The organism is Deinococcus hopiensis KR-140, from assembly GCF_900176165.1.
Taxonomy (GTDB): domain Bacteria; phylum Deinococcota; class Deinococci; order Deinococcales; family Deinococcaceae; genus Deinococcus; species Deinococcus hopiensis.
In genome coordinates this window covers 317,501-343,606 of record NZ_FWWU01000008.1, presented here as the reverse complement: position 1 = coordinate 343,606, position 26,106 = coordinate 317,501, and the positions used below count along the sequence as shown (strand labels likewise).

Genomic DNA, 26,106 nt, shown 5'->3' with positions numbered 1-26,106 from the left:
GGTCAGGCGTTGTCGTGGACGCGCACGCCAACTTCCTCGAAGGCGCAGCGGGCGACGGGACTGGCGTGGTCGGTGACCCAGTCCTGCACCTGGTTCAGGGTGGCGAAGGTGGCAAAGCCCGTGGGGCCCCATTTGCTGTGATCGGCGATCAGGGCGGTGCGGCCAGCCTGGGTCATGATTACGGTCTTCTGCTGCGCCTCGATGAGGTTGCTGTTGGTCAGGCCCCGCGTGGGGTCGATGCTGGTGCAGCCGACCAGGAAGAGGTCGTAGCGGTAGCGGCGGATGGTGTCCAGGGCGTCGGGACCGGTCAGGCTGTAGGTGCTGCTGTAGAGTTCACCGCCGATGACGTACAGGGGGCATTCGCCGTTGAGTTCGTAGGCGACGTCGATGCCGTGTGTGACGACGCGCAGGGTACGGGTGAGCTGGGGGGTGCGTTTCAGGGCCTGCGCGACGGCCAGGGCCGTGGTACCCGCGTCGAGGTAAAGGGTCTCCCCGGGCCTGATGAGGCTCAGGGCGGTCTGAGCGAGGCGGGTCTTGGCATCCTGATGGAGCTGCTGCCGGTCAGCGTACTGCTGGTCCTGGCTGGCCAGCGCCGCGCCGCCGTGGAGTTTGCGGATCAGGCCGCGGCTGGCGAGCAGGTCGAGGTCGCGGCGGGTGGTGGCGCCGCTGACGCCGAGCGCTTCGGTCAGGGCGGTGGTGCGCATCCGGCCGTGACGGGAGAGCAGGTCAAGGATGCGCTGGATGCGGTCCTCCGCAAGGGGGGCATTCATCTTTACTCATGGTAGCGCGTGGGGTGGGTGATGGGTGAAGTTGGGTTTCTGCCGTGGTGATGGGCGTGTCCAGGCAAGGGTGATGTGGACACTTGATGGTCAGCCTCTTGTCAATTATGATCTAAATTGCTCAAAATTGCTCACGATTCGTCAGGAATCAGCAGGCGAGCGGGTGGCCGTCCCGCTCTCCCCACAGGAGAAGCAACCATGATCAACCTCCCCCGCTCACTGATCCGCCTTGGCGTGCAGGCCAGCAGCAAGCAGGCCGCCATCGAACAGGTCGCTGCGCTCCTGGCCGACGCGGGCCGCATCGACCCCGCCTACCTGGGCGGCATGCTCGCCCGCGAGGGTCAGGCGAACACCTACCTGGGCAGCGGCATCGCCATCCCGCACGGCACGCTTGACACCCGCCACCTCATCCACCAGACCGGCATCGCCGTGCTGCAACTCCCGCAGGGCGTCGCCTGGGGCGAGGGCGGCGAGACCGTGCGTCTCGTCGTCGGGATCGCGGCGGCCAGCGACGAACACCTCGACATCCTGCGCCGCCTGACCCGCGTGCTCGCCGACGACGCGCTCGTCGAGCAGCTCTCGACGACCACCGATGCGGCGCTGGTGCAGCGCGCCCTGACCGGCGAGGCCACCCCTGAAGCAACCACCGCGCCCGCCAGCAGCGTGGGGCTGCCTTTCAGCGCACCGGTCACGCTGCCCAACCCGCTGGGCATGCACGCCCGCCCGGGCACCATGCTCGCCAACCTCGTGCGCCGACTGGGCGCGCGCGTGCGGGTTGAGCACGCCGGGCAGAGTGCGGACGCGCTGCGCCTGATGGAACTGCTCAGCCTGGGCCTGAAACGTGGCAGTGTCCTGACGGTGCGGGCCGACAGTGAGGCTGCGCTGAGCGCCGTGACCGACGCGGTCCGCGCCGGGCTGGGCGACGACCTGAGCCTCAGCGCGCTGGCGACGCCCGTGCGCCGCGAGGCCGACTGGCGGCCCGCGCAGGTCGGGGCGACCATCGAGGGCGTCCCGGCCAGCGACGGCCTCGTCATCGGCGAGACTCACGTGTACCGCCCGGCCGAGCTGCACGTCACCGACCAGCCCGGCGAGGCGGGCGCGCAGGCGCAGGCCCTCGACGACGCGCTGAACGCCGCCGCCGCCGAACTGGACGGCCTGATTGAGCGGCAGACCCAGGCGGGACACACCGACCGGGCCGCGATCTTCCGCGCGCACCGTGAGCTCCTCACCGACGAGGGCACCGTGCAGGACGCCGTGAACCTCGTCCTCGACGGGCACGGCGCGGCCTGGGCGTACCAGACGGCCAGCGGTGAGCGCATCGCGCAGCTCCAGAAGCTCGACGATCCGACCCTCGCCGCGCGCGCCGTCGACCTGGGCGACGTGCAGCGCCGCGTGCTGCGCCGCCTGCTGGGTCTGGGCGAGGACCGCTTGGAGGGCGCGGCCCCCGCGATCCTGCTGGCCCCGGACCTGACGCCCAGCGACACCGCCCGTTTCAGCGAGGGCAGCCTGCTGGGCTTCGTGACCGCGCAGGGCGGCCCGACCAGCCACACGGCGATCATCGCGCGCGGGCTGGGCCTGCCCGCCGTAGTCGCGGCCGGGAATGGTCTGCTGGACATCCCGGACGGCACCCCGGCCATCCTGGACGGGCAGGCGGGTGTGCTGTACCTGAACCCCTCGGCGGCGGACGTGCAGGCCGCCCGCGCCCAGCAGGAGACGCTGCGGGCCGAACTGGAACGCGCCCGTGCCGAGCGGCACCGGCCCGGCGCGACCCGTGACGGCGCGCGCGTGGAGGTCGCGGCGAACATCAACCGTGCCGCCGCCGCGCCCGGCGCCCTCGACGCCGGAGCCGAGGGCGTGGGCCTGATGCGCACCGAGTTCCTGTTCCTGGAACGCGACAGCGTCCCGGATGAAGCCGAACAGGAACGCGAGTACCGCGCTATGGCCGAGGCCCTGGGTAAGCGTACCCTGATCATCCGCACGCTGGACATCGGTGGGGACAAGGACGTGCCGTACCTGGGCCTGGAACGCGAGGACAACTCCTTCCTGGGGCTACGCGGCATCCGCCTGTGCTTCGAGCGACCCGATCTGTTCCTGCCGCAACTGCGCGCTATTGTGCGCGTCGCGAAGGATCACCCGAACGTGCACGTCATGTTCCCCATGATCAGCACTCTGGAGGACTTCCGCCGCGCCCGCGCGCTGCTCGACGACGTGCGGGCCGAGTTGGACGCGCCGCGCATCCCCTTAGGCGTGATGATCGAGGTGCCCTCAGCGGCGCTGCTGGCCGGGCAGCTCGCTCCCGAGGTGGACTTCTTCAGCGTCGGCACGAACGACCTGACGCAGTACACCCTGGCGATGGACCGCCTGCACCCGCAGCTGGCCCGCCAGACCGACGCGATGCACCCCGCCGTGCTGCAACTGGTGGCGCTGACCGTGCAGGCCGCCGAGGCGCACGGCAAGTGGGTGGGCGTGTGCGGTGGGGCCGCTGGGGACGAGGTCGGCGCGTTGATCCTGACCGGGTTGGGCGTGAAGGAACTGTCGGTCAGCGCCCCGCAGATCCCGGCGGTGAAGGCCGCGCTGCGCGGGCACGACCTTGCGGTCCTACGCGCCCTGGCGCAACGCGCCCTGACGCAGCCGGACGCGGCGTCCGTGCGCGCCCTGGCCCGCACCCTAAGTGCCCTGGACACCGAGGTCCGCGCGTGAGCGTCCCCCCGCGCGTCCTGACCGTCACGCCCAACCCCGCGCTGGACCTGACCGTCCAGGCGGGCGGCTGGCAGCGGGGCGAGGTGAACGCCGCGCAGGCGGCGCAGCAGGACGCGGGCGGCAAGGGCGTGAACGTGGCGGCCCTCCTGGCCGACTGGGGCGTCTCCGTTGCCGCGACCGGGCTGCTGGGCCGCGACAACGCCGCGCCCTTCGAGACCCTGTTCCGCGAGAAGGGCGTCATCGACGAGTTCGTGCGGGTGCCCGGCGCGGCCCGTGTGGGCCTGAAGATCGTGGACCGGACGCGTGGCGACACCACGGACCTGAACCTGCCGGGCCTGACGGTCAGCGCCCGCGCGCTGGCGGACCTTCAGGCAACGCTGCGCGCGCCACCCCCCGGGGTGAACGTGGTGGCCCTGTGCGGGAGCCTGCCGCCGGGCGTGCCCACCACCTTCTACGCCGAGGAGGTGGCCCGCTTGCGTGGGCAGGGGCGCTTCGTGGCGCTGGACACCAGTGGCCAGGCCCTGCACGCCGCCCTGCACGCCGCGGTGCTGCCGCAGCTGGTCAAACCGAACATCCATGAGCTGGAGGCCGCGCTGGGCCGCTCCCTAACCACGGAAGCCGAGGTGCTGGCTGCCGCGCGGGACCTGATTCGGCGCGGCGCCGAGCTGGTCACCGTGTCGCAGGGCGAACGCGGGGCCCTGCTCGTGACCGCCCATGAGGCGCTGTTCGCGCGCCCACCGCGCGTGACCGTGCAGAGCACTGTCGGTGCCGGGGACGCGATGGTCGCCGGGCTGATCAGCGCCCACCTGGACGGCCTGGGTCTGCAGAGCGCCGCGCGGCGCGCCACGGCCTTCAGCGCGGGCAGCATCACCCGGCTGGGCGCGCACCTGCCGCCCCACGCGGAGCTGGACGCGCTGGCCGCGCAGGTGCAGGTCGAATCCGCTGACGCCCTAACTCACTGAGGCCGCCCGCCGGGCGCCGCGCGTTCGGTCACCACTCCCCGCCCCCTCCGGCCAGTCTCACCGGCCCCCTTCAGGAGAACGTATGGCTCAGATTGTTGCTGTCACGGCCTGCCCCACCGGCATCGCACACACCTTCATGGCCGCCGAGTCGCTGCGGCGCGCCGCCGCCCAGGCCGGGCACAGCCTGCACGTGGAAACGCAGGGCAGCGTCGGTACCGAGAGTACCCTGACGCCCGCGCAGATCGCGCAAGCGGATCTGGTGATCCTGGCGACCGACGTGGCCGTCGATGAGGCCCGCTTTGCCGGGAAGACCGTCGTGCGTGCGGGCACGCAGGACGCCATCCGCGATCCGGGCGCGCTGCTGGCCCGCGCGGCGACCTCCGGCACCCCGGCCACCACCTCTGGCACCGGCACGCCCACCGGCCCACTGCACATCGTGGGCATCACGGCCTGCCCCACCGGGATCGCACACACCTTCATGGCCGCCGAGGGCCTGGAGAGCGGCGCGAGGAAGCTCGGTTATACCGCGAAGATCGAGACGCAGGGTAGCGTCGGCGCCGGGAACGCCCTCACGCCGGACGATATCGCCCGCGCGGATCTGGTGGTCATTGCGGCAGACACGAACGTGGACCTGTCTCGCTTCACCGGCAAGCGTGTGTACCTGACCAGCACGAAGCCCGCCATCAAGGACGGCACGGCCGTCATCACGACGGCACAGGCGCAGGCGACCGTGCACGGCGTGGCGGCTGCGGGCGGCGCGGACGCCCGCAGCCCCGACTACGTGGCGCACGCCGCCGCTGCGAAGGCCGCCAAGAACGCGGGCACTCCTGCCTTCTACAAGCACCTGATGACCGGCGTGTCGCACATGCTGCCGTTCGTAGTCGCAGGCGGCCTGCTGATCGCGCTGGCCTTCGCTATCGGCTCGTTCCAGTTTGGGGATCAGGGCATCTTCATCTACGAGGATAGGTACGCCGGGACGCTCGGCAACACCCTGTTCAAGATCGGCGCGAACGGCGCGTTTGGGCTGTTCGTGCCGGTGCTCGCCGGGTACATCGCGTTCTCCATCGCCGACCGGCCCGGCCTGGCGCCCGGCATGATCGGCGGCTTTCTGGCAGGCCTGACCGGCAGCGGCTTCCTGGGCGGCATCATCGCGGGCTTCCTGGCCGGGTACCTCGTGCTGTGGCTGACCCGCAGCATCAAACTGCCCCGCACCCTGGAGGGCCTGAAACCCACCCTGATCCTGCCGCTGTTGGGTACGCTGGGCGTGGGCCTGCTGATGATGTTCGTGGTGGGCAAGCCCGTCGCGGCAGCCCTGACCGGCCTGACCGCGTGGCTACAGGGCCTGGGCAACACCAGCGCGGCGCTGCTGGGCGCGCTACTGGGCGGCATGATGGCCTTCGACATGGGAGGCCCGATCAACAAGGCCGCGTACACCTTCAGCACCGGCCTGCTGGGCGCCAAAGTGTACGGCCCGATTGCCGCGACCATGGCCGCCGGGATGACCCCGCCCCTGGCACTGTTCCTGGCCACCCTGATTTTCAAGAACCGCTTCACGAAGGACGAGGTCGAGGCCGGAAAAGCAGCGGGCGTGCTGGGCATCTCGTTCATCACGGAGGGCGCCATTCCCTTCGCCGCGCGCGATCCGCTGCGCGTGATTCCCAGCCTGATGGCGGGCAGCGCGGTCGCTGGGGCGATCAGCATGGCCGCCGGGTGCCTGCTGCGCGCCCCGCACGGCGGGATCTTCGTGCTGTTCATCCCGAACGCCGTCACGAACCTGCCCATGTACGTCGCGGCGATTGCGGCGGGCACGGTGGTTAGCACCCTGCTGCTGGGCGTCCTAAAAAAACCCCTCGGTGCGGACGGCCTGCCACTGGGCAGCACGCGCACACTCACGGCCGACTGACCGCAGGGCTGCGAAGCAGAGGAGTGAACAGCAGCGGTGATCACGAGCAGGGCACACCGGAGTTGATTGGTACGCCCTGCGGCATTTGAAGGCGTCAGAGATAGACCGTCTACGCCTTATGAGGGGGTGAGGGCAGCGCATCTGCGTGTTACTTCACCTGGCCGGCGCGCCGTAACGCAGGGCACGGCGGTCCAGCTTGCCCAGGGCATTTCTGGGGAGGGTTATGGCAAGTTGTTGGGGTAGGGTGACGCGGTGTTGAGCGGTCAGAAGCTCCCCGGCGACCGGTTCCCCCTCGCGGTCATCGGCTACGCCGTATGGCTCTACCACCGATTTCCCCTGAGCTCCCGCGATGTCGAAGAACTTCTGCTGGAGCGGGGCATCTGCGTGACGCGTGAATCCATCCGCACGTGGTGCATCAACTTCAGCCATCTCTTCGCCCAGGGCCTCCGTCACCGGGAACCACGACGTGGTTCCCGGTGGCACCTTGATGAAATGTGCGTGGACGTCGGCGGTGTCAAACACTGGCTGTGGCGGGCGGTCGACGAACACGGAGCCCGTGTTGGACGTCTTGTTGCAGCAACACCGAGACACGGAAGCCGCCAAATCGTTCTTCTCCCGGCTGCTGAGGGAGTACGACGTGCCGGAGATCATTCACACCGACAAGCTCTGGAGCTCTGGTGCGGCCCTGCGTGAACTCCCCGTGCTCCACAGCGTGGAACACGTCCAGGTGATCTCCACGGCCCGTTGCAACAATCTGATCGAGCAATCCCACCGCCCCACACGACGGCAGGAACGTCAGCAGTGGGGGTTCAGGTCACGACAACGAGCGCAGGGCTTCCTCGACCTGCACGCCCGAGTCTCGAACCTTCACCATTCCGCTCGTTCCACCATCCCTGCTTCCCAGCGCCGTTCTCACAAAGAAGAGGCCTTCAAGACGTGGCAGCAGGTCGTGCAACAGGCGGCCTGAACTTCAGGCCGCCTGCGTGCTCGGCTCCCCTCTGCTTCTTTGAGGTCGACAACTTGCCACAACCCTCTGATCTATTGGGAGTCCGTTGACTGGCGACAACCTGATGGATGGAGCCCGTGGTGCTGGGCTCGGCACGAAGCTTGAGGCACCGGAATTCGCTGTGATCTTCGTTATCACTTCCCCACTCAACGGACTCCCACTATTGATCACGGCGTAGGTTCGCACCGGTCCTCCACACCTCGGGTCGCGAGGAAAGTGGCCAACATACACAACGTCCCACTGGGATTCATACCGATTTATGCCGCGATCAAGAGGGCGTGGCGACCAAGTGTCACTCCGCACCTCACCATTCCTGACAACGATTCTTCAGGTCCAGCCGGTCAAGCGTCCCAGCCATGCCCGCGCGATCTCCCCCTGCGCGGCCTGGAAAGCCCGCACCGTCGGCAGGCCTGGTGGCGGCTGAAGGGCCCGCTCTGTAAAGTACCCAGCCACGCTGGCCAGCAGGGCATTCGGAACCAAACGCATGAATGTTACGGCGTTCCGTCAGGGGTAATGGGCAGGCGGCTAGGAGACCCCGGACAGACTCGACCTGCTGTTGGTACGCCGTCAGGGCCGTGTGCACAGCAGCCTTCAGGGCCGGCGGCAGAGGTTGAGGAATTAAACTGCCCTCTAGGCCGCTCAATTTTGGCCTCAAAGCGGCTTGAAACTGTCCGGACCATTGGTAAGTGACGACCTCAGGCAATTGCGGCCGCGACCCCAGCCGTACTGCCGCTGCTGTCTTCCAGCAGGGCACCGTACGCCAGGGTTGCGATGAGGGCCATCACGAGAGGCGGGGCGTCGCCAGTGAGCCGCACGTCCGCGCCGATCTTCTCACCCCCGAGCCGGCCCTGAACCTCCCGTTCGGTCACGGTGAGCTTCAGGTCGAAGCCGCTCAGCTGCCCGCCGTAACGTCCAGCCACGCTGCTGCCACTGGATGTGAGGCGAACGTCCATGCCCAGAGTTTCACCGCCGATCCGCCCGGAGAGGGTGTGATCGCCCAGCGTGGCGTTGACGTCGTAGCCAATGGTCCGACCTCCCAACCGCCCTGTCACCTGCATTCCGGTCACACGGAGAGTGAGGTCACGGCCAATATGCATGCCGCCGATGCGTCCCTTCCATCCGGCTGCGTCGCCGCTGAGTTTCACGTCGTAACCCTGGGAGCGTCCACCCACCCGGCCTGTAACCGTTGTCATGCCCGCATTGTCGCAAGAGGACTACGGCTGGTCCAGCAGATTTGCGCAAAATGTCCACATCACTGCCGTACGTTGTGAGCACGCGCGCGTCGGGCACACGGCCGCGAGGTCGTGCGGTGGCCTGCACGCCGTCAAGCCCTCTGCTCAGCCCATCACCACAGGGGATGCACCTGGGCACGGATCAGGCAGTCATAGACGTCCTGTACCGCCTGATCCGTGCCTCATCCAGCGGCGGCGTTGCTCTCGGCCTGCTGCGGGATTCGGGCCCCGGATATGGCGCAGCTAACCTGCGGGAACATCAGAATCCAGCGTAGGGTGAACCCCGCCAGGGTCATGCCAGGAGGCACCAGTTCCTGGAGTTGCTGGGCGGCTTCCAGGCCGGTGCCGTACTCGACCCCGGAAAACGTCTCACCCCGGTCGAGCGCCTCGCCGTGGCGGTTGAAGGCGTGGTGGTCGTCTGGAGCGAAGGAAGTCTCACGCCGCAGCTTACCGGTCAGCAGGCCGCTCGCCAGGGGCACCCGGGCGATAATGCCCACGTCCGCCTCTCGCGAAAAAGTCTTCGGCGGGCTTGAGCCGGAAGGCGTTGAAGATCATCTGCACGGTGGTGACGCCAGGATGACGAATGGCCGTGAGGGCTTCGGACACCGTCTCCACGCTGACCCCATAGGCCCGCAGCAGGCCCTCGCGCACTGTCACGGTGATGGACGAAGGCACGCTGTACATTTCGCTTCTGGTGCCTGGCATGGAGATCACGGACCGGCGAGCCGTGTGGCTGGTCCTCTGCCTATCCTCGCATCCAGATCACCCTTTCATCACCTCCGTTCCGATCTGCTGGAACGGATGCAGGAGCAGCACATGGGCAAAAAACGCGACATTCCGAAATACGAACAAACCCACCCACCCCACCTCGCCAGCGCCGCTACCCTCAAAGCTGAAGGCCTTAAGCCCCACCGTGACCAGCTCCCCGCCGCACTCTTCCTGTACAAGGCCCGCGACAGTGAGAGTTTGAGTGCCTTGTACGAGCGTGACCAGTGCGTCCCCCTCGAGGACAAGAACGAAGCCTCTTTACCTCCGGTCGAGCGCTGATCCAGAAGCGGCTCTATCCCCGCATCATGCGCAACCCCCCGCATATCAGGCGGGGGGGTTTGCACGTCAGAAGAGGGCGGTTACTTCTTGGTGTTGCGCTTGGCTTTGGGCTTGGGCGCTGCGGCCTTGCTCTTGCGCGAGTTGCCGAGGTTCTGGCCCTTCGCGTAGCTGTTCTGCAGCTTGCGGCGGGTTTCTTCCGCGAGGGCCTTGAAGTCAATGACACCCTCTTCGAGGTTCTCCACCGTGAGCTTGGGCTTGCCACGGCTACGGGTAGGGGCCGACGCCAGTTCCTTGTCCACGCCCTCGAACCACTTGTCGAACTTCGAGGACGTCTCAAACACCATGTCCTTCATGTCCTTCTCGTAGGTCTCGTCGCTGTCACGCCGCTTGAATTTCTTCGGGAGCGTGAAGCGCTCGGGAAGGTCAATGGCGTCGAACTCGCCCTCGCGCACGGCGTCACGGAAACGCTTAACAAAGGCGTCGCTCTGCTGCGGGGTGGACAACTGACGAATCTGTTCACTTAATTTGGAATATGGCACGAGGCAAGGGTACTACATGTTCGACAGAAAGGAGTCGCCCTTCAGCTTTGTCTTCCTTTGTTTGTCTTGAGTGGGTGTTTTGATGGTGGGGGCACACTCTTGGCGGGTGTGGTCGTGCCTGTACTCCGGATGAGGAACAGGGGGCTTTCCCTATGCAAAGAAGGGCTTTCGGGAGGTGGGAAAGGGGCTGACGTTGTGCCAGAAGCAGGTTCACTGGCGCTGCACTTCGGTTAAGAGCGGTGTCGTGCTCAATGTCGAATACCAGGTCACGACCAGCAAGGGCGCGCGCTGTGCGGTGAGCGTCACGGCTGATGGGGGCGTGTTAAGGCCGTTGTGATGGGTGATAAGTTCAAAATTCTGGGGACAATGGACTATGCTGCTACTGCAACCCAATTACAGCGATACTGTCATCCACCCTATCCAGGCGTAAGCCGATGCTGTGCAGGCGTGGGCGCAGCTGCCGTCCAGCCCGCAGCTCATCGCGCAAGCCGCCAAGATCGGCCTGGGGAGCCCTCTTTTTCGTCGCAGCCCAGAACAGTGCGGGCACAGCGATCAGCGGCCTGCTGCTGTTGGCGACGGCTGCTGTGTTTTTTGAGCTCGGACAGGCTATGCGGGCAGCGATCTGGAGGGCCGCATCCAATGCAGTATTTGGTTTGGCCCTGGCCTTTCTCGGCGTGGTGCTGACTTGCGGTCTGCTGCTCTGATCTCCAATTCTCTGTTGGACGCCCTACGCTACTTGGGGCGCTTTTTGTCTACTTAAACACTTGTGTACTCATGTACTTGTGTACAAAAGGAAATGCGCCGCCCTGCGCGGCCCTCCATGCGGTTTTCTCGGCCACCTGCGCCGAGAAACCAGAAATCCAAAGCCGCGCCATTCCTCACGTCATGGCGCTGGATTTCTTACCCCATTCCAGTCCCTGGCCTCGTCTGGAAGGTGGGAGAGGCAGGGCGTGGAACTGGAAGGCGGTCCACTTCACGGCGCAAGCGCCTGTATTCGCCACTGAAGGGGCGCGGCGAAGAGGGCAGAGCGGCCCTGACGGCCGCCTGTTCTTTCCGGCCAGCGCCTGCGCTGACTTGCCGGGGGCGGCGGCCCGTCATCCACTTGGGGTGGCGCCCGGCATGGGGGCCGGTGCTACCGCCCAGTCACGCCTCTGAGGACGTGGCGAAGGCGCGAATGGGGGAGGCCAGGGGCAAGGTGGCCGGGTGCAGGCCGACAAGTGGCCTGCGGGGAAAGCCAGCAGATCCATTCTGGGGCTCTGATTGGCACTGGCGTGCTCCACATATGCGGCATCCTGAGCCCAGGCAAAGCGTTACTCTGCACGGCGCGAACATCCACTGAAGGAGAGTCTATGCGTCAACCCCGTGTCCCGCTGCCCCTGCTCCTCGCCTCACTCCTGCTCGGCTCCGCTGGGGCGGCTCAGCCCAAAGCGCAGCAACTCGCAACCTTCAAGGTGGCTTCTCTGGCTCACGCCAGCGTCAGTGACGTGGCGTTCCGTGCGGCGAATCTTCAGCCGGAGACCGTGACCATCGCCGGAATCTGATATTTTTCGGCAGCCAAAAGTCCACCTACGGGCGGGCCTGGAAGTGCCTCAATTTCTCAGGCGACAACAGTCAGATCATCTTCGCTCTTGCACCGGCCGTCCTACCATGACTCATGACTGTTCTGCTCGACTTTGATGCCACTCAGGTTGGGCCCCCAGATGATTCGCGCAAGGATGACCCAGATTGTTTGGCCATCGACTTGTACTCCTACTCCTTTGAGGCCCCGACGGTCTTTGTGGTGAATGGCGTCAACATGCTCCCCGACCCTTATGCCCCAACGTCTGAACTCGCGGAGAAAGTCAAGAAAGAGCAAGCTCACATCCGAAGGTTATGGGGTACGCCAGGACTTGTTCTCCCTCTCCCAACTCTGGCCTCATGGCTTCCGGAGCGCTTGAGGGCTCTGTCCAGAGATGAAACCCTTATCTGGGAACTCGACTGGATGACCTTCTGCTTCGTCTTCGAACGAACCGGAGACGAGGTGCAGGTGACGATGACCGATACGCCCGAGGTGCGTACTGCGACGACATCGTGGTGGACCTTGAGTGAAGCAGTGTCACAGTTTGCCGAGAAGGCACATCACGCGATACGCGCCGCATATCCAGAATATGTAGGGCATCAAGTGATTCGGAGCTTCCTTAGTGCACCTGACCACCGACATAAGTGACCTGCATATTCCAAGGACCGGCGACCGGAGCAGCCTTACCTAAATACCCTTAAGCAAGGGTGTTACTCAGCAGGCGATTCGTGTACGTCCTCCCCTGCGTGATCATCAGGGCAGGGACTCATCGGGAAAGGGCGCAGACTGTACGACTGCGCGCCAGTCGGGTATTTCACCCTGGGGGCGGGCAACACCATCGTGCAGGCCAACCTCCGGGCCAGCCAGCTGCTGGGAATGGAGAGCTCCCGGCTGCTGGGCCGCCGCCTGGTGCAGTTCACTGCTCCCGAGTCCCGCAGTACCCTGGCGCTCCTGCTCCCCCGCCTGCAAACCAGCAAAGAGGGTCTTGTCGCTGAACTCCGCCTTCAGCGCAACGACGGCACCACCTTCCCCGTACGCCTGAAAGGTCAGGCGTATGCACCAGAAGGCAGCCTGATTGCCGTGACGGACATCACCACCGAGAAAGCAGCGCAAGAAGAGTTGCTGCGCATGAACGAGACGCTCGAAGCGCGTGTGACGGAGCGGACCGCCAGAATCCTTGAACTGAGCGCCGAACTCCAGACGGTGACCGTGGCCGTCGCGGAGGACCTGATGGCCCCCATCCGGCGCGTCGCCTCCTTTGCAGAACTGCTCCGCCGCGACGTCACTGAAGACCAGGAAGCTTCAGTGAAGCACATCGAGCTGATCGCCCGCTCAGTCGAGCGGATGGAGGAACTCACCACTGCGCTGCTGGAGTACAGCCGAGCCAGCCATGGGCGTGTTCGCCTGGCCCCGCTTGACCTGAACCGCGTCTTTGTTGAGGTCGAGAAGGACCTACAGCCTCACATGGAAGGCCGGAACGTGCAGCTGGCCTGTGGTCCGTTGCCGACCGTACTGGCGGACAGCCACACGATGCAGCAGGTGTTTCTCAAGGTGCTGGAGAATGCCCTGAAATTCACCTCGACCCGTGAGGTCGCCCGAATTCATATCCGGGCCGAGGAGACCGACTCTGCTTTTGTCCTGCGTTTTGAGGACAATGGCGTGGGGTTCAACAATCGGAACAAGGACAAGTTGTTCGGGGTGTTCAAACGCCTGCACCCGGAGTCTGCCTTTCCGGGCGCGGGGATGGGCCTGGCGGTCGTTCGGCGGCTCTGTACCCGCTTTGGTGGGCGGATCTGGGGAGACGGCCGGGTGGACCAGGGCGCCACTCTCTTTCTGGCGTGGCCCAAGCAGCCCACCGTGCTGGACTGACGGATCACGTTCCCCTGCTCCTGAACTCCTTCTCGTGCGTCAGGTTGAGCAGGCGGTCCTGCCCTGCCCGATCTGCTCCCTTCGTAGGACGTCTTGCCGGACGCGCCTCGCGCTCCCGGGCTTCTTTCGCCTCTTCCTGGTACGCGTGTGCGTATTCGGTCTGGCCTGCTTCCTCGTGGTGCTTGGCGAGGTGCTCAAGCAGCATCACGTCCTCGTCAAGCGTGCGCGCCGCGTTCCATAGACTCGCTTCCACCGAGGCCCGCCCTTCACCGGGAAGACTGATGGCCGTATAGGCGTGCCCAGTGTGGCACCGCAAGCGCAGCACGTTGCCTTCCTTGAGGCGCATCAGCACCCCGTGGCACTCCGGGCAGGTGAACGTAGACGGTGAGTAGCGTGGTGAGCTGTGTCTGACCGGAAGGCGTACCCCTTCCGCTTCCCTTTGATGTTGTAGTCCGAGTTCATCAGGTCGTTGCCTGGTGTACCTTCATCCTGCACACAATTGCGTGCCTTTCATAGGAGGTCTATGGCTGGCGACTGAGCCAAATCTTGCCTTGGTCCAAGACGAAGGACATCTTAAAACCTTCATCAAATTTGGCAGTTGCACGAGAAACCCTACAAAAGCCTTTTATCGGGGCCAAGATTCGGCGAGGTGGTCAGGCACCAGAATCCCAGGATGCATTCGTATCTGACGTCCCCGCTACATTTCAGGAACAACAGGTGTCGAGCTTCTGCTGAGGCGAACCAATGAGCGACCCCGCTCGCCAAGGTGGAAGCAAGGCCTCACGTCCGCTTGAGCTGTGGATCGGTGTGGAATGCACCTTCAACCGAGTACGAGAGAACTACCTCAACCAACTCGAGGTATGCGGGCATGACCGCCGATTGGAAGATCTCGACCAACTGGCCCAACTGGGTGCTCGCCGCATTCGTTACCCAGTGCTGTGGGAGCAAGTCGCCCCTGAACACCCCGAGTTCCTGAATTGGCAGTGGACCGATGAGCGTCTGTTGCGCCTGCAGCAACTCGAATTACAACCGATCGCCACTCTGCTTCACCATGGCAGTGGTCCCCAGTACACCAGTCTGCTGGATCCGCAGTTTCCAGAAAAACTCGCCGATTACGCCCGGCGTGTTGCCCAGCGCTACCCCTGGCTGCGGGCCTACACTCCAGTCAATGAGCCATTGACTACAGCCCGATTCAGTGGGTTGTATGGCGTGTGGTACCCGCATCACACTTCGGATGAGGGGTTCGTCCGCATGCTGCTCAACGAATGCCGCGGGACGGTGCTGGCCATGCGCGCCATCCGGGAGGTGCAGCCGGACGCGGAGCTGATTCAGACCGACGACCTGGGCAAGGCCCACGCCACGCCGGCCATGCAGCACGAGGCGGACTTCCAGAATGAACGCCGCTGGCTGGCGTACGACCTGCTGTGCGGCCGGGTCGATGAGGCCCATCCCCTGTGGACCTACCTGCGCTCGTCCGGCGCGACCAGCGAAGAGCTGCTGTGGTTTCGAGTGAATCCTTGCCCACCTGACGTGATCGGTGTGGATTACTACGTGACGAGCGAGCGCTTCCTGGATGAGCGGCGGGAGCGGTACCAAGAGCATCACCGCAACGCCACACACGCGGACATTGAGGCTGTGCGCGTGTACCACAACACCGCGGGCATTGAGGCGCTCCTGCACGAAACTTGGGAGCGCTACGGGCTGCCTGTGGCCGTAACGGAAGTGCATCTGGGCAGTACACGCGAGGAGCAGCTACGTTGGTTTGAGAGCTTCTGGCAGGCAGCCGAGCGGGTCCGGGAAGAAGGCGTGGACCTCCGCGCACTGACCTCATGGGCCATTCTGGGGAGCTTCGACTGGAACACTCTTCACACAGAGTTCAAAGGGCACTATGAGCCGGGGGCCTTCGATGTCCGCACGTCCACGCCGCGTCCCACCGCACTCGCCAGAGTGTTGCAGGCCCGGGCCAGGGGAGAACTTCCTGACCACCCCACATTGGCATCCCCGGGTTTCTGGGAACGGCCTGACCGCTTCTTCTATCCGCCGGTCGGCACGCCCCAACAGGCTACGACGCGTACCCAGGTCGCCCGGCCGCTGGTTATCGTTGGTCAGGGGCGGCTCGGGGAGGCCACAGCCCGACTGTGCAGGGAGCGGGGCCTGGAGCACCGCTGCGTCTCTTCTTCTGTGCTTCTCGCCGAGAACAGCCTTCGTGACGTCCTGACGGCTCACCGTCCCTGGGCGGTCGTGAACACGACGGGTTACGGGCAGGTTGACGAAGCCGAACGCGCGTCCGGGCAATTCTGGCAGACCCACTCCGCCGGAGCTGCTCTCCTCGCTCAACTCTGCACAGAGCAGGGCCTCCAACTGCTGACCTTCTCATCAGATCAGGTGTTCAGCGGTGAAGGCGACACGCCCTACCAGGAACACGACCCGGCCGCACCGATCAATGCGTACGGGCGCACCAAACTGGAGATGGAGCGGCAGATCCGCACCATCTTCCCCGGTGCACTCATCGTGCGCAGTTCAGGCGTGTTCGGCTCAGGAACAGGACAGGGCCTGCTTGGCAAAGCGCTGAGCAAACTGCGGACGGGCGAGCCGATCCTGGTGGACGGTCATCACCGTTTCTCCCCCACGTACCTGCCGGACTTGATTCACACCAGCCTTGACCTGCTGATTGACGGCGAAAACGGCATCTGGCATCTGGTCAACCGCGGCGAGAGCACCTGGGCGGAGATGGTTCATGCCCTCGGTGCGGCGTTGCGCCTTCCCCAATCAGCTGTGCACGTCGCTTCCGGAAGTGATTTGGGCTGGGTGGCCCCCCGACCCCGGTACACTGCCCTGAAAAGCTGTCAGGGGCAGTTGCTGCCCAGCCTGGACCACGCTCTTGACCGCTACCTCTCGAGTCGAAACGCGGACTTGGCCTGAAGCCACGAGAGGAGCATTTGCCCTTGGGCTGTTCTACCACAGCCATCGTAAGCGGAGCACCTCAGCAGGGGGCAGTCCGTCGGATCGGTGCGAGCGTGGGTAGGGTCCAGTGCAGGAAGGACCCCTGCTGAAAGTGGCGGGCACCGACCTGGGTAGGACTCCATGCCGCTGCAAGGCCCAGAACCTGCTCGAACGTGAGGAGATTTGAGGGTCATGGCGACTTTGAAACTGACCTGGGGACTCCTCCTTTGACAGGACAAATGCTAAGGGAGAACAGATGACGGGGAACCAAATTGCAGGGCGTGAGTTATATAACCCGTCCATCACCTCCGCACTCCAAGTATTGGAAAAGCGGGTTTACCGCGGACCAAACATCTACACTCATGACCCCATCATTCGCATTCAAATAGACCTGGGGCCATTTAGGGGACGTCCCATCGGCTCGTTGCCCAACTTAATTGAATGCCTGCTTCAACAGTTGCCCCCTGCAGCGAAAGGAGATGCAGGGCGTCATGAAGCGCTGCACGATGGTGCGCTTCTTGAGGACGTGATGGCGCACCTTGCTCTTGAGCTGCAGACGCTCGCTGGAACCCCAGTTCGCGCCAGCAAGGCTCGTTCCATGCGGGGAGTGTTACGGTCCGGGACGGTGCTGTATCCCTTCTGGGACGAAGGTGTTGGTCTGCTGGCTGGCATAGTGGCTCTGCGCCTGGTGAATAGCTTGCTCTTTCCAGAAGGGCCCAGCGTGAGCGGCCTTCACCAACTCCGTCCAGGAAGAGACGGTCCCATGGACCTGTACGCCCCATTCGACTTCACCTCGGAATTGCACGCTCTACACCAACTGGCGTGTCAGTCCAATCCTCAGCCAGCAACACCGCTGCATACGAGCGCTTCGCAGCAAGACGGGCCCTGCATCAGCGCAGCATCCCGGCCCCTGCCGATCATCTCCATTACGGGCACGAACGGCAAAAGCACCACCTCCCGCATGGTGGCGCACATCTTCAGGCATGCGGGCAAGCGCGTGGGCCTGACCACCTCCAACGGCATCTACATCAACGGTGAACAGATCGTCAGCGGCGACACCACCGGTCCCAAAAGCGCCAAAGTGGTCCTGAATGACCCCAACGTGGAGGTCGCAGTGCTGGAAACGGCGCGTGGCGGCATCCTGCGGGAAGGGCTGGGCTTCGACCGTTGTGACGTGGGGGCCGTGCTGAACATCCAACCGGATCACCTGGGACTCAAGGGCATCGAGACGGTGGAAGACCTCGCCTGGGTGAAGTCACTCGTGGTGGAGGTCGTGGCGGACACCGGCACGAGCGTGCTGAATGCCGATGACGAACTGACCCTGGGGATGCGCCGCAAGGCGGGTGGGCACCTGACGCTGTTTTCGATGCATGGAGGGAACGCGGCGTCGAAGGACCTGCAGGAGCACATCGCGGGCGGCGGTACGGCCCTGGTGCGTGAACCGACCGTACTGGGCGACGAACTGGTGCTGTACGAGGGCGGGCAGCGGCACCCCATCATGCGGGCGCGGGATATTCCAGCGACCCTGGGCGGCTTCGCGCAGGTCAACGTGCAAAACGCGCTGGCCGCAGCTGCGATCGCCGTGGCACAGAACATTGAACTCCCGGTAATTCGCGCCGCCCTGGGCAGCTTCTCGACGTCCTTCGAACAGAGCCCCGGACGGCTCAACCTGTACGACGGCCATCCCTTCCGCGTCCTGCTGGACTACGCCCACAACCCGTCCGGCATGGAGTACCTGCGCGATCTGGTCGCGCACCTGCGTCCACCACAAGGCCGCGTGATTGGCGTGATGGGTGTCGCTGGGGACCGTCGCGACGAGGACATCCGCCGTATGGGCGAACTCGCCGCCGTCACCTTTGACGAGCTGGTGGTGCGCGAGGACCAAGACCGGCGTGGCCGTCCACCGCTTGAAGCCGCACATTGGGTTGAAGTGGGTGCACGCTCAGCGGGCCTGCCTCCTCAGAACCTCACCACCATCATCGACGAACCCCAAGCGGTGCATCACGCGCTGTGCACAGCTTATCCCGGAGACCTGGTGATCCTCCTGGCGACGGACGTCGAAGGCACCTGGCAGCAGCTTCTGAACTTCCAGGGCCACCGCACGCCACTGGAGCGTTCTGAGGGTGACGGGTATCACGCGACCTCTCACGATTAAGCCGAACACGACTCACAACGAAGGTGAATTTCCCTCACTGCAGGCAAGGACGGTCCAGCCGTTTGGGTTGCTGGAATCACCCTGGATGGCGAAACCTGGGCGGTTGGTTCCGCCAAGCGTCCAACAGGACATCACTGCCGTACCGCAGCCAACGGGCCACTGCTTCACCTCATCACTTCACGCGGCTCAGCGCAGCGTCAGGGAATACCGCACGTCACCTGAGGAGAGGAACAAAACCATGACGGCTGAGCGCCTGACAAAACGGATGAGACTCCCCCGTTGGGCTCAGTGGCTGACGACTTTCAGCTTCATTTTTTATCATCTCAGTGAGGAAAAATGATTCTCAAGGACTTGAAGGAGCTCGGGTAGATCAAGGTCTCATTTCGCTCAAATGTCCTCTTTATGAAGAGGTCTTTATCAGAATCATCGTTGACCGAAGAAATACCTGGTGAACTTTCATAAAGCATGAATCAGCTTCCTGACCATAGGTGTCACGCTGAGGATATGACCGCTTCACTGGTGCCCGTGCCTCAAATTCAGCAGCCCGTCGTGCCATCCTCCCACAGAGAAGCGCGATTTATACGTTCACAAAATGTCATCGTGGATCGTGCACAGCGCACGATTCTTCATAATGGAGCGCGGTTATACATCACTGAGCAAGAAGTCGCCCTTCTGAGCCTGCTGATGCAGAGACCCGGCTCTCTATATTCCCTAAAGGACATTCAGCAGGTTATTGCCCTGGAATGTCCTCACATCGAGACAGTCAGCCTGCGGCATTGTATGTCAAGGTTACAATTGAAACTTGAAGTTTTTGGATTGAGACAATGGATAAGGTGTCACCCTGATTATGGCTGCGGTGTAAGTAGCTAAGTAGCGCGAGCACCCGAAAAAGTACGTTGTGAGTAGCAACGAATAGTAGCTACTCAGCAGGACAAGTCTCCTTCTTCTGTGAGATCGTAACTAAAACATTGAAATTACATCTTCCGTCATACTCAAGCGCCATTCTTCCAGTGAATTGTTTTTCATCGCAGATTTAAGTAATTTAAAGCCTTCCGATACCTGATTGCTGCTCACTTCGTTGAGTGTAAGCGGTGAACAGATTGACCGCCTCCTCATAAGCCGCGACCTGCATTGCGGTATACGTACGGTCAAACGCAGCACCCTGTTGATTGCGTAGAGCAGCCACTTCCGTGAGCTGCGCGCCCTAGAAGCTGCCAAGATCACGATCCAACTTGAATGACCTGATTTTGGTATTTGCGTAAACACCCGACCCAGAGCCTGTTTTCTTGCTGGTCAGCGGAGAGACCTTTGATCAACTTCGAGCACCCTTCCCAGCTCTCTGCTGCCAGGCTGGATCTGGAATCTCGGAACTGGGGATGCGGCTACCTCGTCATCAATAAACGTCCCACACGTACTTCTTCAGCCTGTTTGTTCGCTCGCCACAGAACCAGACCTTCTATTTTGGATGGGCATCTTTTCACCCTCTAGCTGTACTTCGGGGAAATTCAGGGACCGCTGAATAAAGCTGTGCAGGCGCGGCATTGCTGGCACGGAGGTGGCAGGGGCAGGTCCCCTGCCACCTCCGCTCGAATAGCGGGGACAGTGTCACCTTTGAGGTCATCGGGCTGGGTCAATCGCAACCATTGAAGGAAGGTCAGGGCCAGCATGCAAAGCACGGCGTGGTGATGGAGGCCCTGCCAGGAACGGCCCTCAAAGTGGTCCAGACCGACTTCGTCCTTCAGCTCCCGGTGGGTCAACTCGCAAGCCCAGCGGCGCTTGGTCACCTCAACCAGCCGAGAGAGAGAGGTGTTCTCGGGGAGATTACAGACGTAGTATTTGCGTTCCTCTCCCCGTCGCTGTTCACCGATGATCCAGGCCGCCTGCCCGGGAAGGTGCTGGCCCTGGGCATTTTCCTCTCCATCGGCGAGACGCACGTACACAGCGGCAAAGCGTCCTGAGAGGGGACCCTTGGTCCCGTGTCGCCACACCAGGTGCTGCCATGCAGCACCTTTGAGGACGTCCTCCACCGATTGCCGGTCTTCGGAGGGGGTGGGGTGCTTGGGTCTTCTGCCACGAAAGAACTTGGGGATAGGGATTAAGCGAACGTCCTTGGGATAGACCGTCTGTGTGCGAGTCACACCCACCGACCACAGCAGTCCGCGCGTGGTGAGGGCATGGCGGAACTGAGCCGTCACGCCATACCCAGCGTCCGCCAAGACCATGCCGAAGGTGACGTGTTCGCGTACCCGGTCCAGTTCCTGGAGTGCCAACGCCCATTTGGTCTGTGGCTGCTGGTGTTCCATTGGAACACCAGCAGCCTGGAGACGCGCCGGATCGCTGGTCCAGTCCTGTGGCAGGAAGAGCCGGAGGGCCAGGGGAACAGGGACCTCGTGCTGGGCTAAGGTCAGGGAGACCAGACACTGACAGGACGTGATCTTGCCCACCTGTCCCGAATACTGGCGAGCAACCCCCACGGATTTCGTCCCAAATTTGGTCAGGCAGGTATCGTCAATGATCAAGACGGCGTCTTTGCCTCCAAGCATTTGCTGGGCCCGCTCGGCCAGCAGCGTTTCCAGGGGACGAGTTGGCCAGGGACTGTCGGTGATGAAGTGCTGGAGGTGGTCTTCTTTTCCAGGAGCCACCACAGCAGCCAGAGGTTGCATGCTTTTCCGGGACGCACCGCTGCACAGTCCACGCACGTACAACGGTGCCCAAGTGCGCCCTGCACGGTGGCGAAAGTGCGTCAGAAAGGGTGCGAACCAGGTGGGAAAATGTCGGGTCCAAGGGGGCAAAGAACGTGGCATAGCAGGAGGCCAGCATCACCGATGCTGGCCTCCCTAGTTCCTCCTGAATTTCCCCGAAGTACAGCTAGAGCGCGAGCATATGGCCGAGATTGGCCGCAAGGGTGGCGAGGCCTCCAACGGTGGTGGCAATGAGGGTGGCGGCTCCAACGAGTAAATAGATCGTCAACGCTAGGAATAAGAAGCACCTTGCCTACGGGCAAGGTGCTTCTTTGCTGCACAGTGACCAGGGAGGGAGCAGCGTGGTCTGTGACAAAAGCCTTCGAGGCGCGCTCCCGGCGGGCCTCTGGATCGGTGAGCATCAAAGGGGCTCCAGAGATGGTTAATCCACTGCGGGTCGGTGGGAACGAACGGCTCACCGAGTCCCCTGACAGCCAGTCCATCTTACAGACGGTACTGCCCCCAATTCTCCCTCAGCCACGCCTCCGTGAGGTCTCCTGCCTGCGCGTCCTCTTGATCCCCGCGGGGTGATTCGCATCGGGAGAGACGCCCGCGCACCCTCCAGAGGAGGTGGTGATCTGTCAAGCCCGACTCGTCTTCCATCAGTGCGAAGGGCGTGGGAACCACATCCCGGCCGTTTTGGTTCACGAGGCTGCCGACACTGATGCCCGGCTCGGTCCTGCAGCAGTTCAGGGGTGAGCAGGTACCGAGCGACCCATTCGAGTTGCTCGGCCGCTTGCACGGGGGCGGGGAGTGTGACGACTTCGAAGCCGCTGAACTTGACTTTGAGGGTGACGGTCCACCTCGCGAGGTCGTGCTTGATTAACCGCTTGCTCGTGCGTGCCGCTAAGGCTGGCAGATGCGCGGATCACGACCATCCCAGGCCACAAGCAGACGACCGATAAAAGAAACAGCAACTGCGTGAAGCTGGGTTAAGGCAAGTAAGGAAGATCCTCTCAAACCAGTCAACTCACGTTCGTCTCCTCAGCCACAAATGCCCTGCCTGCCTCGGCATGCTGAGATGACCATGCCAACCTCCAATTCATTTGATACACGCAGGGGGCTCGCCCCCTCACCCTGCGCCCTCGATTTCGCTCAGCTTCTCTACATCCAGCAGGAGGCGCAGAGCCAGGCTCAAACGTACCTGACCCTGCTGCAAGCTCAGATTCAAGTGGCCCTGGAACACCGCGGGTATCAGGACGTCGACTTCCAATTGCTTGACAGTCCCCTGTCCACACAGGAAGTGGCGGGCGCTGCGGTGCTGCTGATCTCGATGCGTCTGCCGCTCGACGGCTTGAAGAGCCCAGAGTTCAAGGTACAGCTCCCGTTGACCGTGACCTACGCTGGCAAACTCATCGTGCAAGGCGTCCACGTGAATGGGTTCAACGTCCCTGAGCCCTTCTGTCATCCTTTGGGACCGGATACCGCGCAAGTGGCCGAGATGCTTGTGCAGGGTTTTTCCCAGCGGTACATGGATCATCTGCTGCACTCTGCCGGACGGTCGCCCCTGATGACGCTGCAGAGCGCCTGAGATTAAGGAGAAGAAATGACGGACCAAAGGGATGAGACGGAAACAACGACGAACAGCGCTGTGCAAGACGGTGATGCCGGAGAGGCCAGGGACATCCAAGCGACAGATGAGAGCGGTGCGAGCGGTGGGGCCGCTGCTGTTGGGGATCAGTTAAGCAGCGAGGAAAAGGACGCGACCGAACAACGGGAAGCGTAGACACCTCCACATGACCACGGGATGCCGGCTGGGACTCATACGGACTCAGATTGAATCGTTCACGAAGGGATTCAATCTGAGCGGACGTGTAAAGCTGCGAAGCAGAGCGAGAAGGAGAGAAACGGGTTCTGGGCGTGGAGTTGGCAAACCGCCGCTCTTCCGATTTGTTAACGAGACAGACGGAATCCGTATCAGCGTCTCCTCTGTCAGGTCGATCTCCCTGCGTTCCGCGGGGCAGTCATAAGGATTCTGGTTAAGCAGTTATGAAATAACTGGTTAACCCGACTGGAAGGAGAAGGAAAAACGGCGACGGATAAGAGTGGAAGCACCGGAGCGAAGTGGAGGGGCCGTAATGGATTATCCGGAAACCGTATCAATGGAGAGATGGAGGTCAGTCATCAGCTGTATCCAATTCATCACTCCCCAAGCGTATCCCCTCGCGTCAGGCCTTCCAGGTCCTTCTCGCGTTCACTGTTCCTCAGCGTGAGGTGACGCGGACGGCCTGGGCGAGGGCCGTTGGATGTGCTGTATGCCGCCGATCACGACCAGCTCAGCGAGGCCTTGCTGGGTGAACTGGGCGGCGGCGTTCCGGGCGGCAGTCTGGCTGCACCTCACAAGAACGACCAGGATCGAGAACGGCCTCGGCTCAAGCGTCAGGGCCTGGAGAACACGTTCGGCAACGCGAGAAAGCGGCGTAACACCAGCACGAGGTCTGCACGCCCTCTCCCCGGGATACAGCGCCGCGTGCGCTTCCTTCCGGGCACGCTCTCGTTTCACTTCCGGCCACAGGCGCGTGTGCCGTACCACGCGCCGCCACGCCCGCTCCACACCCGTTTCGCTCGGAGGAATCTTCAGCAATCGCCCGTCCGACCAGCACAAGTACTCTGCGGGAACGCCCTTGTCACCACGACGCCTGAGCGTCACCCGCTCAACCTGACCAGCGCGCCGTGCCGTCCTGATCTGACCGGGCGGCGTGACCTGAACGAACTGCCCGAGGTGTTCAGGGGCAACCGTCCGGAGTTGACGGGCCAGCCGATGCGCCCGACGGTGCAACGAATCGTCCCGCGAAATGAACTGAACGCCGGAAGCGTGCAGGATGTGCACGTCGCAGTGGTACCAGGCTTTTCCCGGGTGCAGGACTCGGATGGTGGCCTGAGCGCACAGCAAGGCCGCATACTCGCTTCCTGGCGGAGGGAGAAACCCCCGAAACGCAGAGGCTCCGAGTGGTCTGGGTGATCGGCGACCGCCGCCCAGGTGGGACGTGGACCGCCTGAGTCATCAACGTAGACCATCAGCATGGCGAAAACACCTCCTGGATGTGCACCCCCTGCCCGTCATCCCTGTATAGGTCGAATGCCAGCCCCACGGACGCTTGGCAGGTCATGCAGAGCAGCAGCCTGGCCATCCCCGGTGGACCCGAGAGCCTTACGCCATACGGACTCCCCACGCAGCAGGACGAAGGCCGCCTTGGTGGCCTCTCCTGGATCACTCAGGTCCTCGCGGGGGCGCAGGAACGCTACAAGTCGAGCCGGGTCCCGTCACGGCTGAAGCGGCCAGCATGATTGCCCGCCTATGGGACTCGCCCCCCACCGGTTCTTTCCAGCCGGAAGACGAGGCCAATCAAGCGCGACTGCGCGCCATGATCGATGATCCAAACCTCTGGTAGGCACAGCAGGCCTACCTCCACACGGACGGAATCATCCACTGTCCTGGACGATTGAGCGCCACAGGCACCTCCACGTTGGTCAGCGCCACAGCAGACACAACGTCACTCAACAGCACCGTGTGCAGCTTCCCTTCCTGGCCAGCTGGCAGACGCATGAGCACTTCCGGAACAATCCCCGCGTTGAACCGACGCCACTTCACAGGACGCGCCAGCAAACAATCGCACGGGCCCACGAGGGCCAGCTCCGCTCGCACCCCGGGACGCGCCGCCAACAATGCTTTCATCCACGTCAATGCCGCCTCCGGGCACGGCCGCAGGACATCCACGGGTTCTGGCGCTCCTCATCCCAAACGTCGGTAGCAAGAAATCCTCTTGCACCGTGAACATCGGCGTCTGATACAGCCACGGCTGCGGCTCACGCAACGTCGCCGCGTGCCCTCGCAAAAACCACATTCCTCGAATCCCCGACTGCGCGTACCGCTCCTGCCGCGCGTGAATCGCCTCCAGGGTCTGCCCACTGCGCTGCACCTCAAACGCCACCCGCTGCCCACCACACGACGCTAGAACGTCCGCCCGCCAACCGTCTCCTGCAGGCGTCAAGCCCGGCACCTCCACGTCCACCTCCCATCCTGCACTCTGCACTGCCCCGGCAATCAGCCGTTTGGCATGGAGGTGAAACTCCGTCTCCGGAGCCACAGGACACGCGTGACGCCGAGCATGCGCGAAAAATGGAAGACCTCGGGAACTGCGCTTTGGAACCGCACGCTCCTCACAACACGTCATGCGCAGCTCCTCCACTTGCCGAAGGGCCGCGAAAGCCTCAGCACTCAACACAGTGCTCACGAATTCCTGCTCCCCGTACCGGGCGCGCAACGGCAAGGCGTCAACCCACCAACAACCGCAGAAGAGGCGAGAAGGTCCTCAATCCCGAGTGAGCTGGTTGCTGGCGGATCGGACGATTTCGGTGGGACTGGACCATGCGGACAAGGACTGCGTTCGTGCTTATGAAGGATTACCGCTGCGTTCACTGAAACAGGTGCCCAGGACAGCAACATAAGGGCGAGATGATGGACTCCGGCTCAAGGTCGCTCTTCTCGTCCTGACCTACAACCTCAAATTCCGCGACCTCACCCCTTTACCCTAAACCCCGCCCTACTGCAACCCCTATTCACGGTGACTGACTCAGCGACAACTCACCGGGTGTTTTTCTGGGGTGGAAAGATCAACCCCAGCGCGCAGTACCCCCTGTCTCCAATGACTTTCGGCCTGTCGAACTCCAT

At 63.3% G+C, this 26,106-nt stretch carries 25 protein-coding genes and 3 pseudogenes (1 of these 28 running past the window's edge); 15 read left to right on the top strand and 13 right to left on the bottom strand.

Annotated elements, in window-relative coordinates; translation table 11 throughout:
- Positions 1–2 precede the first annotated feature (2 nt).
- On the bottom strand, positions 3–770 hold the full coding sequence (locus tag B9A95_RS12200; protein ID WP_084047541.1) for a DeoR/GlpR family DNA-binding transcription regulator: 768 nt from the start codon (positions 768–770) through the stop codon (positions 3–5).
- Positions 771–977: 207 nt separating this feature from the next.
- Here B9A95_RS12200 and ptsP point away from each other — a divergent pair, with 207 nt between their 5' ends.
- The 3 genes from ptsP (at position 978) to B9A95_RS12185 (ending at position 6,344) form a co-directional block, all read left to right on the top strand.
- The gene (gene ptsP, locus B9A95_RS12195; protein WP_084047540.1) at positions 978–3,479 is read left to right on the top strand and encodes a phosphoenolpyruvate--protein phosphotransferase; all 2,502 of its coding nucleotides are present in this window, start codon (positions 978–980) and stop codon (positions 3,477–3,479) included.
- Positions 3,476–4,441, top strand: a complete 966-nt coding sequence (gene pfkB, locus B9A95_RS12190; RefSeq protein WP_245808271.1) for a 1-phosphofructokinase — start codon at positions 3,476–3,478, stop codon at positions 4,439–4,441. Before ptsP ends, pfkB begins: the two co-directional genes overlap by 4 nt.
- Before the next feature lie 82 nt (positions 4,442–4,523).
- A complete protein-coding gene (locus B9A95_RS12185; protein WP_084047539.1) occupies positions 4,524–6,344 on the top strand; it encodes a PTS fructose-like transporter subunit IIB in 1,821 nt (606 codons plus the stop codon).
- Positions 6,345–6,497: 153 nt separating this feature from the next.
- Here B9A95_RS12185 and B9A95_RS37105 read toward each other — a convergent pair whose 3' ends face one another.
- Entirely contained in the window at positions 6,498–6,893 is a 396-nt protein-coding gene (locus B9A95_RS37105; protein ID WP_425429947.1) for a hypothetical protein, read from the bottom strand.
- Between B9A95_RS37105 and B9A95_RS12180 the strand changes: the two are divergent.
- Positions 6,837–7,311, top strand: a pseudogene (locus tag B9A95_RS12180) (DDE-type integrase/transposase/recombinase). The gene B9A95_RS37105 and the pseudogene B9A95_RS12180 sit on opposite strands and share 57 nt — an antisense overlap.
- 366 nt (positions 7,312–7,677) lie before the next feature.
- Here the strand turns inward: B9A95_RS12180 and B9A95_RS32175 are convergent.
- From B9A95_RS32175 to B9A95_RS35420, 4 genes are all read right to left on the bottom strand, one after another.
- Positions 7,678–7,836, bottom strand: a complete 159-nt coding sequence (locus B9A95_RS32175; protein WP_212648315.1) for a hypothetical protein — start codon at positions 7,834–7,836, stop codon at positions 7,678–7,680.
- 209 nt (positions 7,837–8,045) lie between these two features.
- A complete protein-coding gene (locus tag B9A95_RS12175; protein WP_084047538.1) occupies positions 8,046–8,543 on the bottom strand; it encodes a hypothetical protein in 498 nt (165 codons plus the stop codon).
- Positions 8,544–8,764: 221 nt separating this feature from the next.
- Positions 8,765–9,079 carry an aldo/keto reductase gene (locus B9A95_RS35425; protein WP_245808270.1) on the bottom strand — a complete coding sequence of 105 codons (315 nt, stop codon included), beginning with the start codon at positions 9,077–9,079 and terminating at the stop codon, positions 8,765–8,767.
- The gene (locus B9A95_RS35420) at positions 9,030–9,266 is read right to left on the bottom strand and encodes an aldo-keto reductase family protein (RefSeq protein ID WP_245808269.1); all 237 of its coding nucleotides are present in this window, start codon (positions 9,264–9,266) and stop codon (positions 9,030–9,032) included. Before B9A95_RS35420 ends, B9A95_RS35425 begins: the two co-directional genes overlap by 50 nt.
- A 132-nt stretch (positions 9,267–9,398) precedes the next feature.
- Here B9A95_RS35420 and B9A95_RS12165 point away from each other — a divergent pair, with 132 nt between their 5' ends.
- On the top strand, positions 9,399–9,629 hold the full coding sequence (locus B9A95_RS12165) for a hypothetical protein (protein WP_084047740.1): 231 nt from the start codon (positions 9,399–9,401) through the stop codon (positions 9,627–9,629).
- 80 nt (positions 9,630–9,709) lie between these two features.
- Here the strand turns inward: B9A95_RS12165 and B9A95_RS12160 are convergent, their stop codons facing one another.
- Positions 9,710–10,168, bottom strand: a complete 459-nt coding sequence (locus B9A95_RS12160) for a hypothetical protein (protein ID WP_084047537.1) — start codon at positions 10,166–10,168, stop codon at positions 9,710–9,712.
- Positions 10,169–11,517: 1,349 nt separating this feature from the next.
- Between B9A95_RS12160 and B9A95_RS12150 the strand changes: the two genes are divergently transcribed.
- The 3 genes from B9A95_RS12150 to B9A95_RS12140 all read left to right on the top strand — a co-directional run bounded on the left by B9A95_RS12150 (position 11,518) and on the right by B9A95_RS12140 (position 13,595).
- On the top strand, positions 11,518–11,709 hold the full coding sequence (locus B9A95_RS12150; protein WP_084047535.1) for a hypothetical protein: 192 nt from the start codon (positions 11,518–11,520) through the stop codon (positions 11,707–11,709).
- A gap of 113 nt (positions 11,710–11,822) precedes the next feature.
- Positions 11,823–12,374 carry a hypothetical protein gene (locus tag B9A95_RS12145; protein ID WP_084047534.1) on the top strand — a complete coding sequence of 184 codons (552 nt, stop codon included), beginning with the start codon at positions 11,823–11,825 and terminating at the stop codon, positions 12,372–12,374.
- A 120-nt stretch (positions 12,375–12,494) separates the two neighbouring features.
- Positions 12,495–13,595: an ATP-binding protein gene (locus tag B9A95_RS12140; RefSeq protein ID WP_342744588.1), complete on the top strand. Its 1,101-nt coding sequence runs from the start codon at positions 12,495–12,497 to the stop codon at positions 13,593–13,595.
- Between the two features lie 4 nt (positions 13,596–13,599).
- Here B9A95_RS12140 and B9A95_RS12135 read toward each other — a convergent pair whose 3' ends face one another.
- Complete coding sequence (locus B9A95_RS12135; protein ID WP_139806733.1) at positions 13,600–13,941, bottom strand: hypothetical protein; 342 nt, start codon at positions 13,939–13,941, stop codon at positions 13,600–13,602.
- Positions 13,942–14,339: 398 nt separating this feature from the next.
- Here B9A95_RS12135 and B9A95_RS12130 point away from each other — a divergent pair, with 398 nt between their 5' ends.
- The 4 genes and pseudogenes from B9A95_RS12130 (at position 14,340) to B9A95_RS12120 (ending at position 19,563) form a co-directional block, all read left to right on the top strand.
- Positions 14,340–16,517 (top strand): family 1 glycosylhydrolase, encoded by a 2,178-nt coding sequence (locus tag B9A95_RS12130; protein WP_084047531.1) that lies wholly within the window; start codon positions 14,340–14,342, stop codon positions 16,515–16,517.
- 277 nt (positions 16,518–16,794) lie between these two features.
- Positions 16,795–17,229: pseudogene (locus tag B9A95_RS35415) on the top strand (cyanophycin synthetase family protein); the annotation flags it as partial.
- A gap of 72 nt (positions 17,230–17,301) precedes the next feature.
- The gene (locus tag B9A95_RS12125; protein ID WP_245808296.1) at positions 17,302–18,693 is read left to right on the top strand and encodes a Mur ligase family protein; all 1,392 of its coding nucleotides are present in this window, start codon (positions 17,302–17,304) and stop codon (positions 18,691–18,693) included.
- Between the two features lie 504 nt (positions 18,694–19,197).
- Positions 19,198–19,563, top strand: coding sequence for a response regulator transcription factor (locus B9A95_RS12120; RefSeq protein ID WP_170928612.1), 366 nt, complete (start codon positions 19,198–19,200; stop codon positions 19,561–19,563).
- Between the two features lie 172 nt (positions 19,564–19,735).
- Here B9A95_RS12120 and B9A95_RS37100 read toward each other — a convergent pair whose 3' ends face one another.
- Both B9A95_RS37100 and B9A95_RS12110 read right to left on the bottom strand, forming a co-directional pair.
- Positions 19,736–19,825 carry a hypothetical protein gene (locus tag B9A95_RS37100; protein WP_425429942.1) on the bottom strand — a complete coding sequence of 30 codons (90 nt, stop codon included), beginning with the start codon at positions 19,823–19,825 and terminating at the stop codon, positions 19,736–19,738.
- A gap of 373 nt (positions 19,826–20,198) precedes the next feature.
- Positions 20,199–21,497 carry an IS701 family transposase gene (locus B9A95_RS12110; protein WP_084047527.1) on the bottom strand — a complete coding sequence of 433 codons (1,299 nt, stop codon included), beginning with the start codon at positions 21,495–21,497 and terminating at the stop codon, positions 20,199–20,201.
- Positions 21,498–22,098: 601 nt separating this feature from the next.
- Here B9A95_RS12110 and B9A95_RS33645 point away from each other — a divergent pair.
- The 3 genes from B9A95_RS33645 to B9A95_RS12095 all read left to right on the top strand — a co-directional run bounded on the left by B9A95_RS33645 (position 22,099) and on the right by B9A95_RS12095 (position 23,160).
- Positions 22,099–22,260: a hypothetical protein gene (locus B9A95_RS33645; protein WP_170928610.1), complete on the top strand. Its 162-nt coding sequence runs from the start codon at positions 22,099–22,101 to the stop codon at positions 22,258–22,260.
- A gap of 201 nt (positions 22,261–22,461) precedes the next feature.
- Positions 22,462–22,965 (top strand): hypothetical protein, encoded by a 504-nt coding sequence (locus B9A95_RS12100; protein WP_084047525.1) that lies wholly within the window; start codon positions 22,462–22,464, stop codon positions 22,963–22,965.
- A 15-nt stretch (positions 22,966–22,980) separates the two neighbouring features.
- Positions 22,981–23,160 carry a hypothetical protein gene (locus tag B9A95_RS12095; RefSeq protein ID WP_084047524.1) on the top strand — a complete coding sequence of 60 codons (180 nt, stop codon included), beginning with the start codon at positions 22,981–22,983 and terminating at the stop codon, positions 23,158–23,160.
- A gap of 1,677 nt (positions 23,161–24,837) precedes the next feature.
- Here B9A95_RS12095 and B9A95_RS33640 read toward each other — a convergent pair.
- The 3 genes and pseudogenes from B9A95_RS33640 to B9A95_RS35410 all read right to left on the bottom strand — a co-directional run.
- The gene (locus B9A95_RS33640; protein ID WP_170928572.1) at positions 24,838–24,981 is read right to left on the bottom strand and encodes a hypothetical protein; all 144 of its coding nucleotides are present in this window, start codon (positions 24,979–24,981) and stop codon (positions 24,838–24,840) included.
- Complete coding sequence (locus B9A95_RS37095) at positions 24,929–25,609, bottom strand: competence protein CoiA (RefSeq protein ID WP_139806776.1); 681 nt, start codon at positions 25,607–25,609, stop codon at positions 24,929–24,931. Before B9A95_RS37095 ends, B9A95_RS33640 begins: the two co-directional genes overlap by 53 nt.
- Before the next feature lie 413 nt (positions 25,610–26,022).
- A pseudogene (locus B9A95_RS35410) lies at positions 26,023–26,106 on the bottom strand (IS982 family transposase) (its annotated part continues 12 nt past the right edge of the window); the annotation flags it as partial.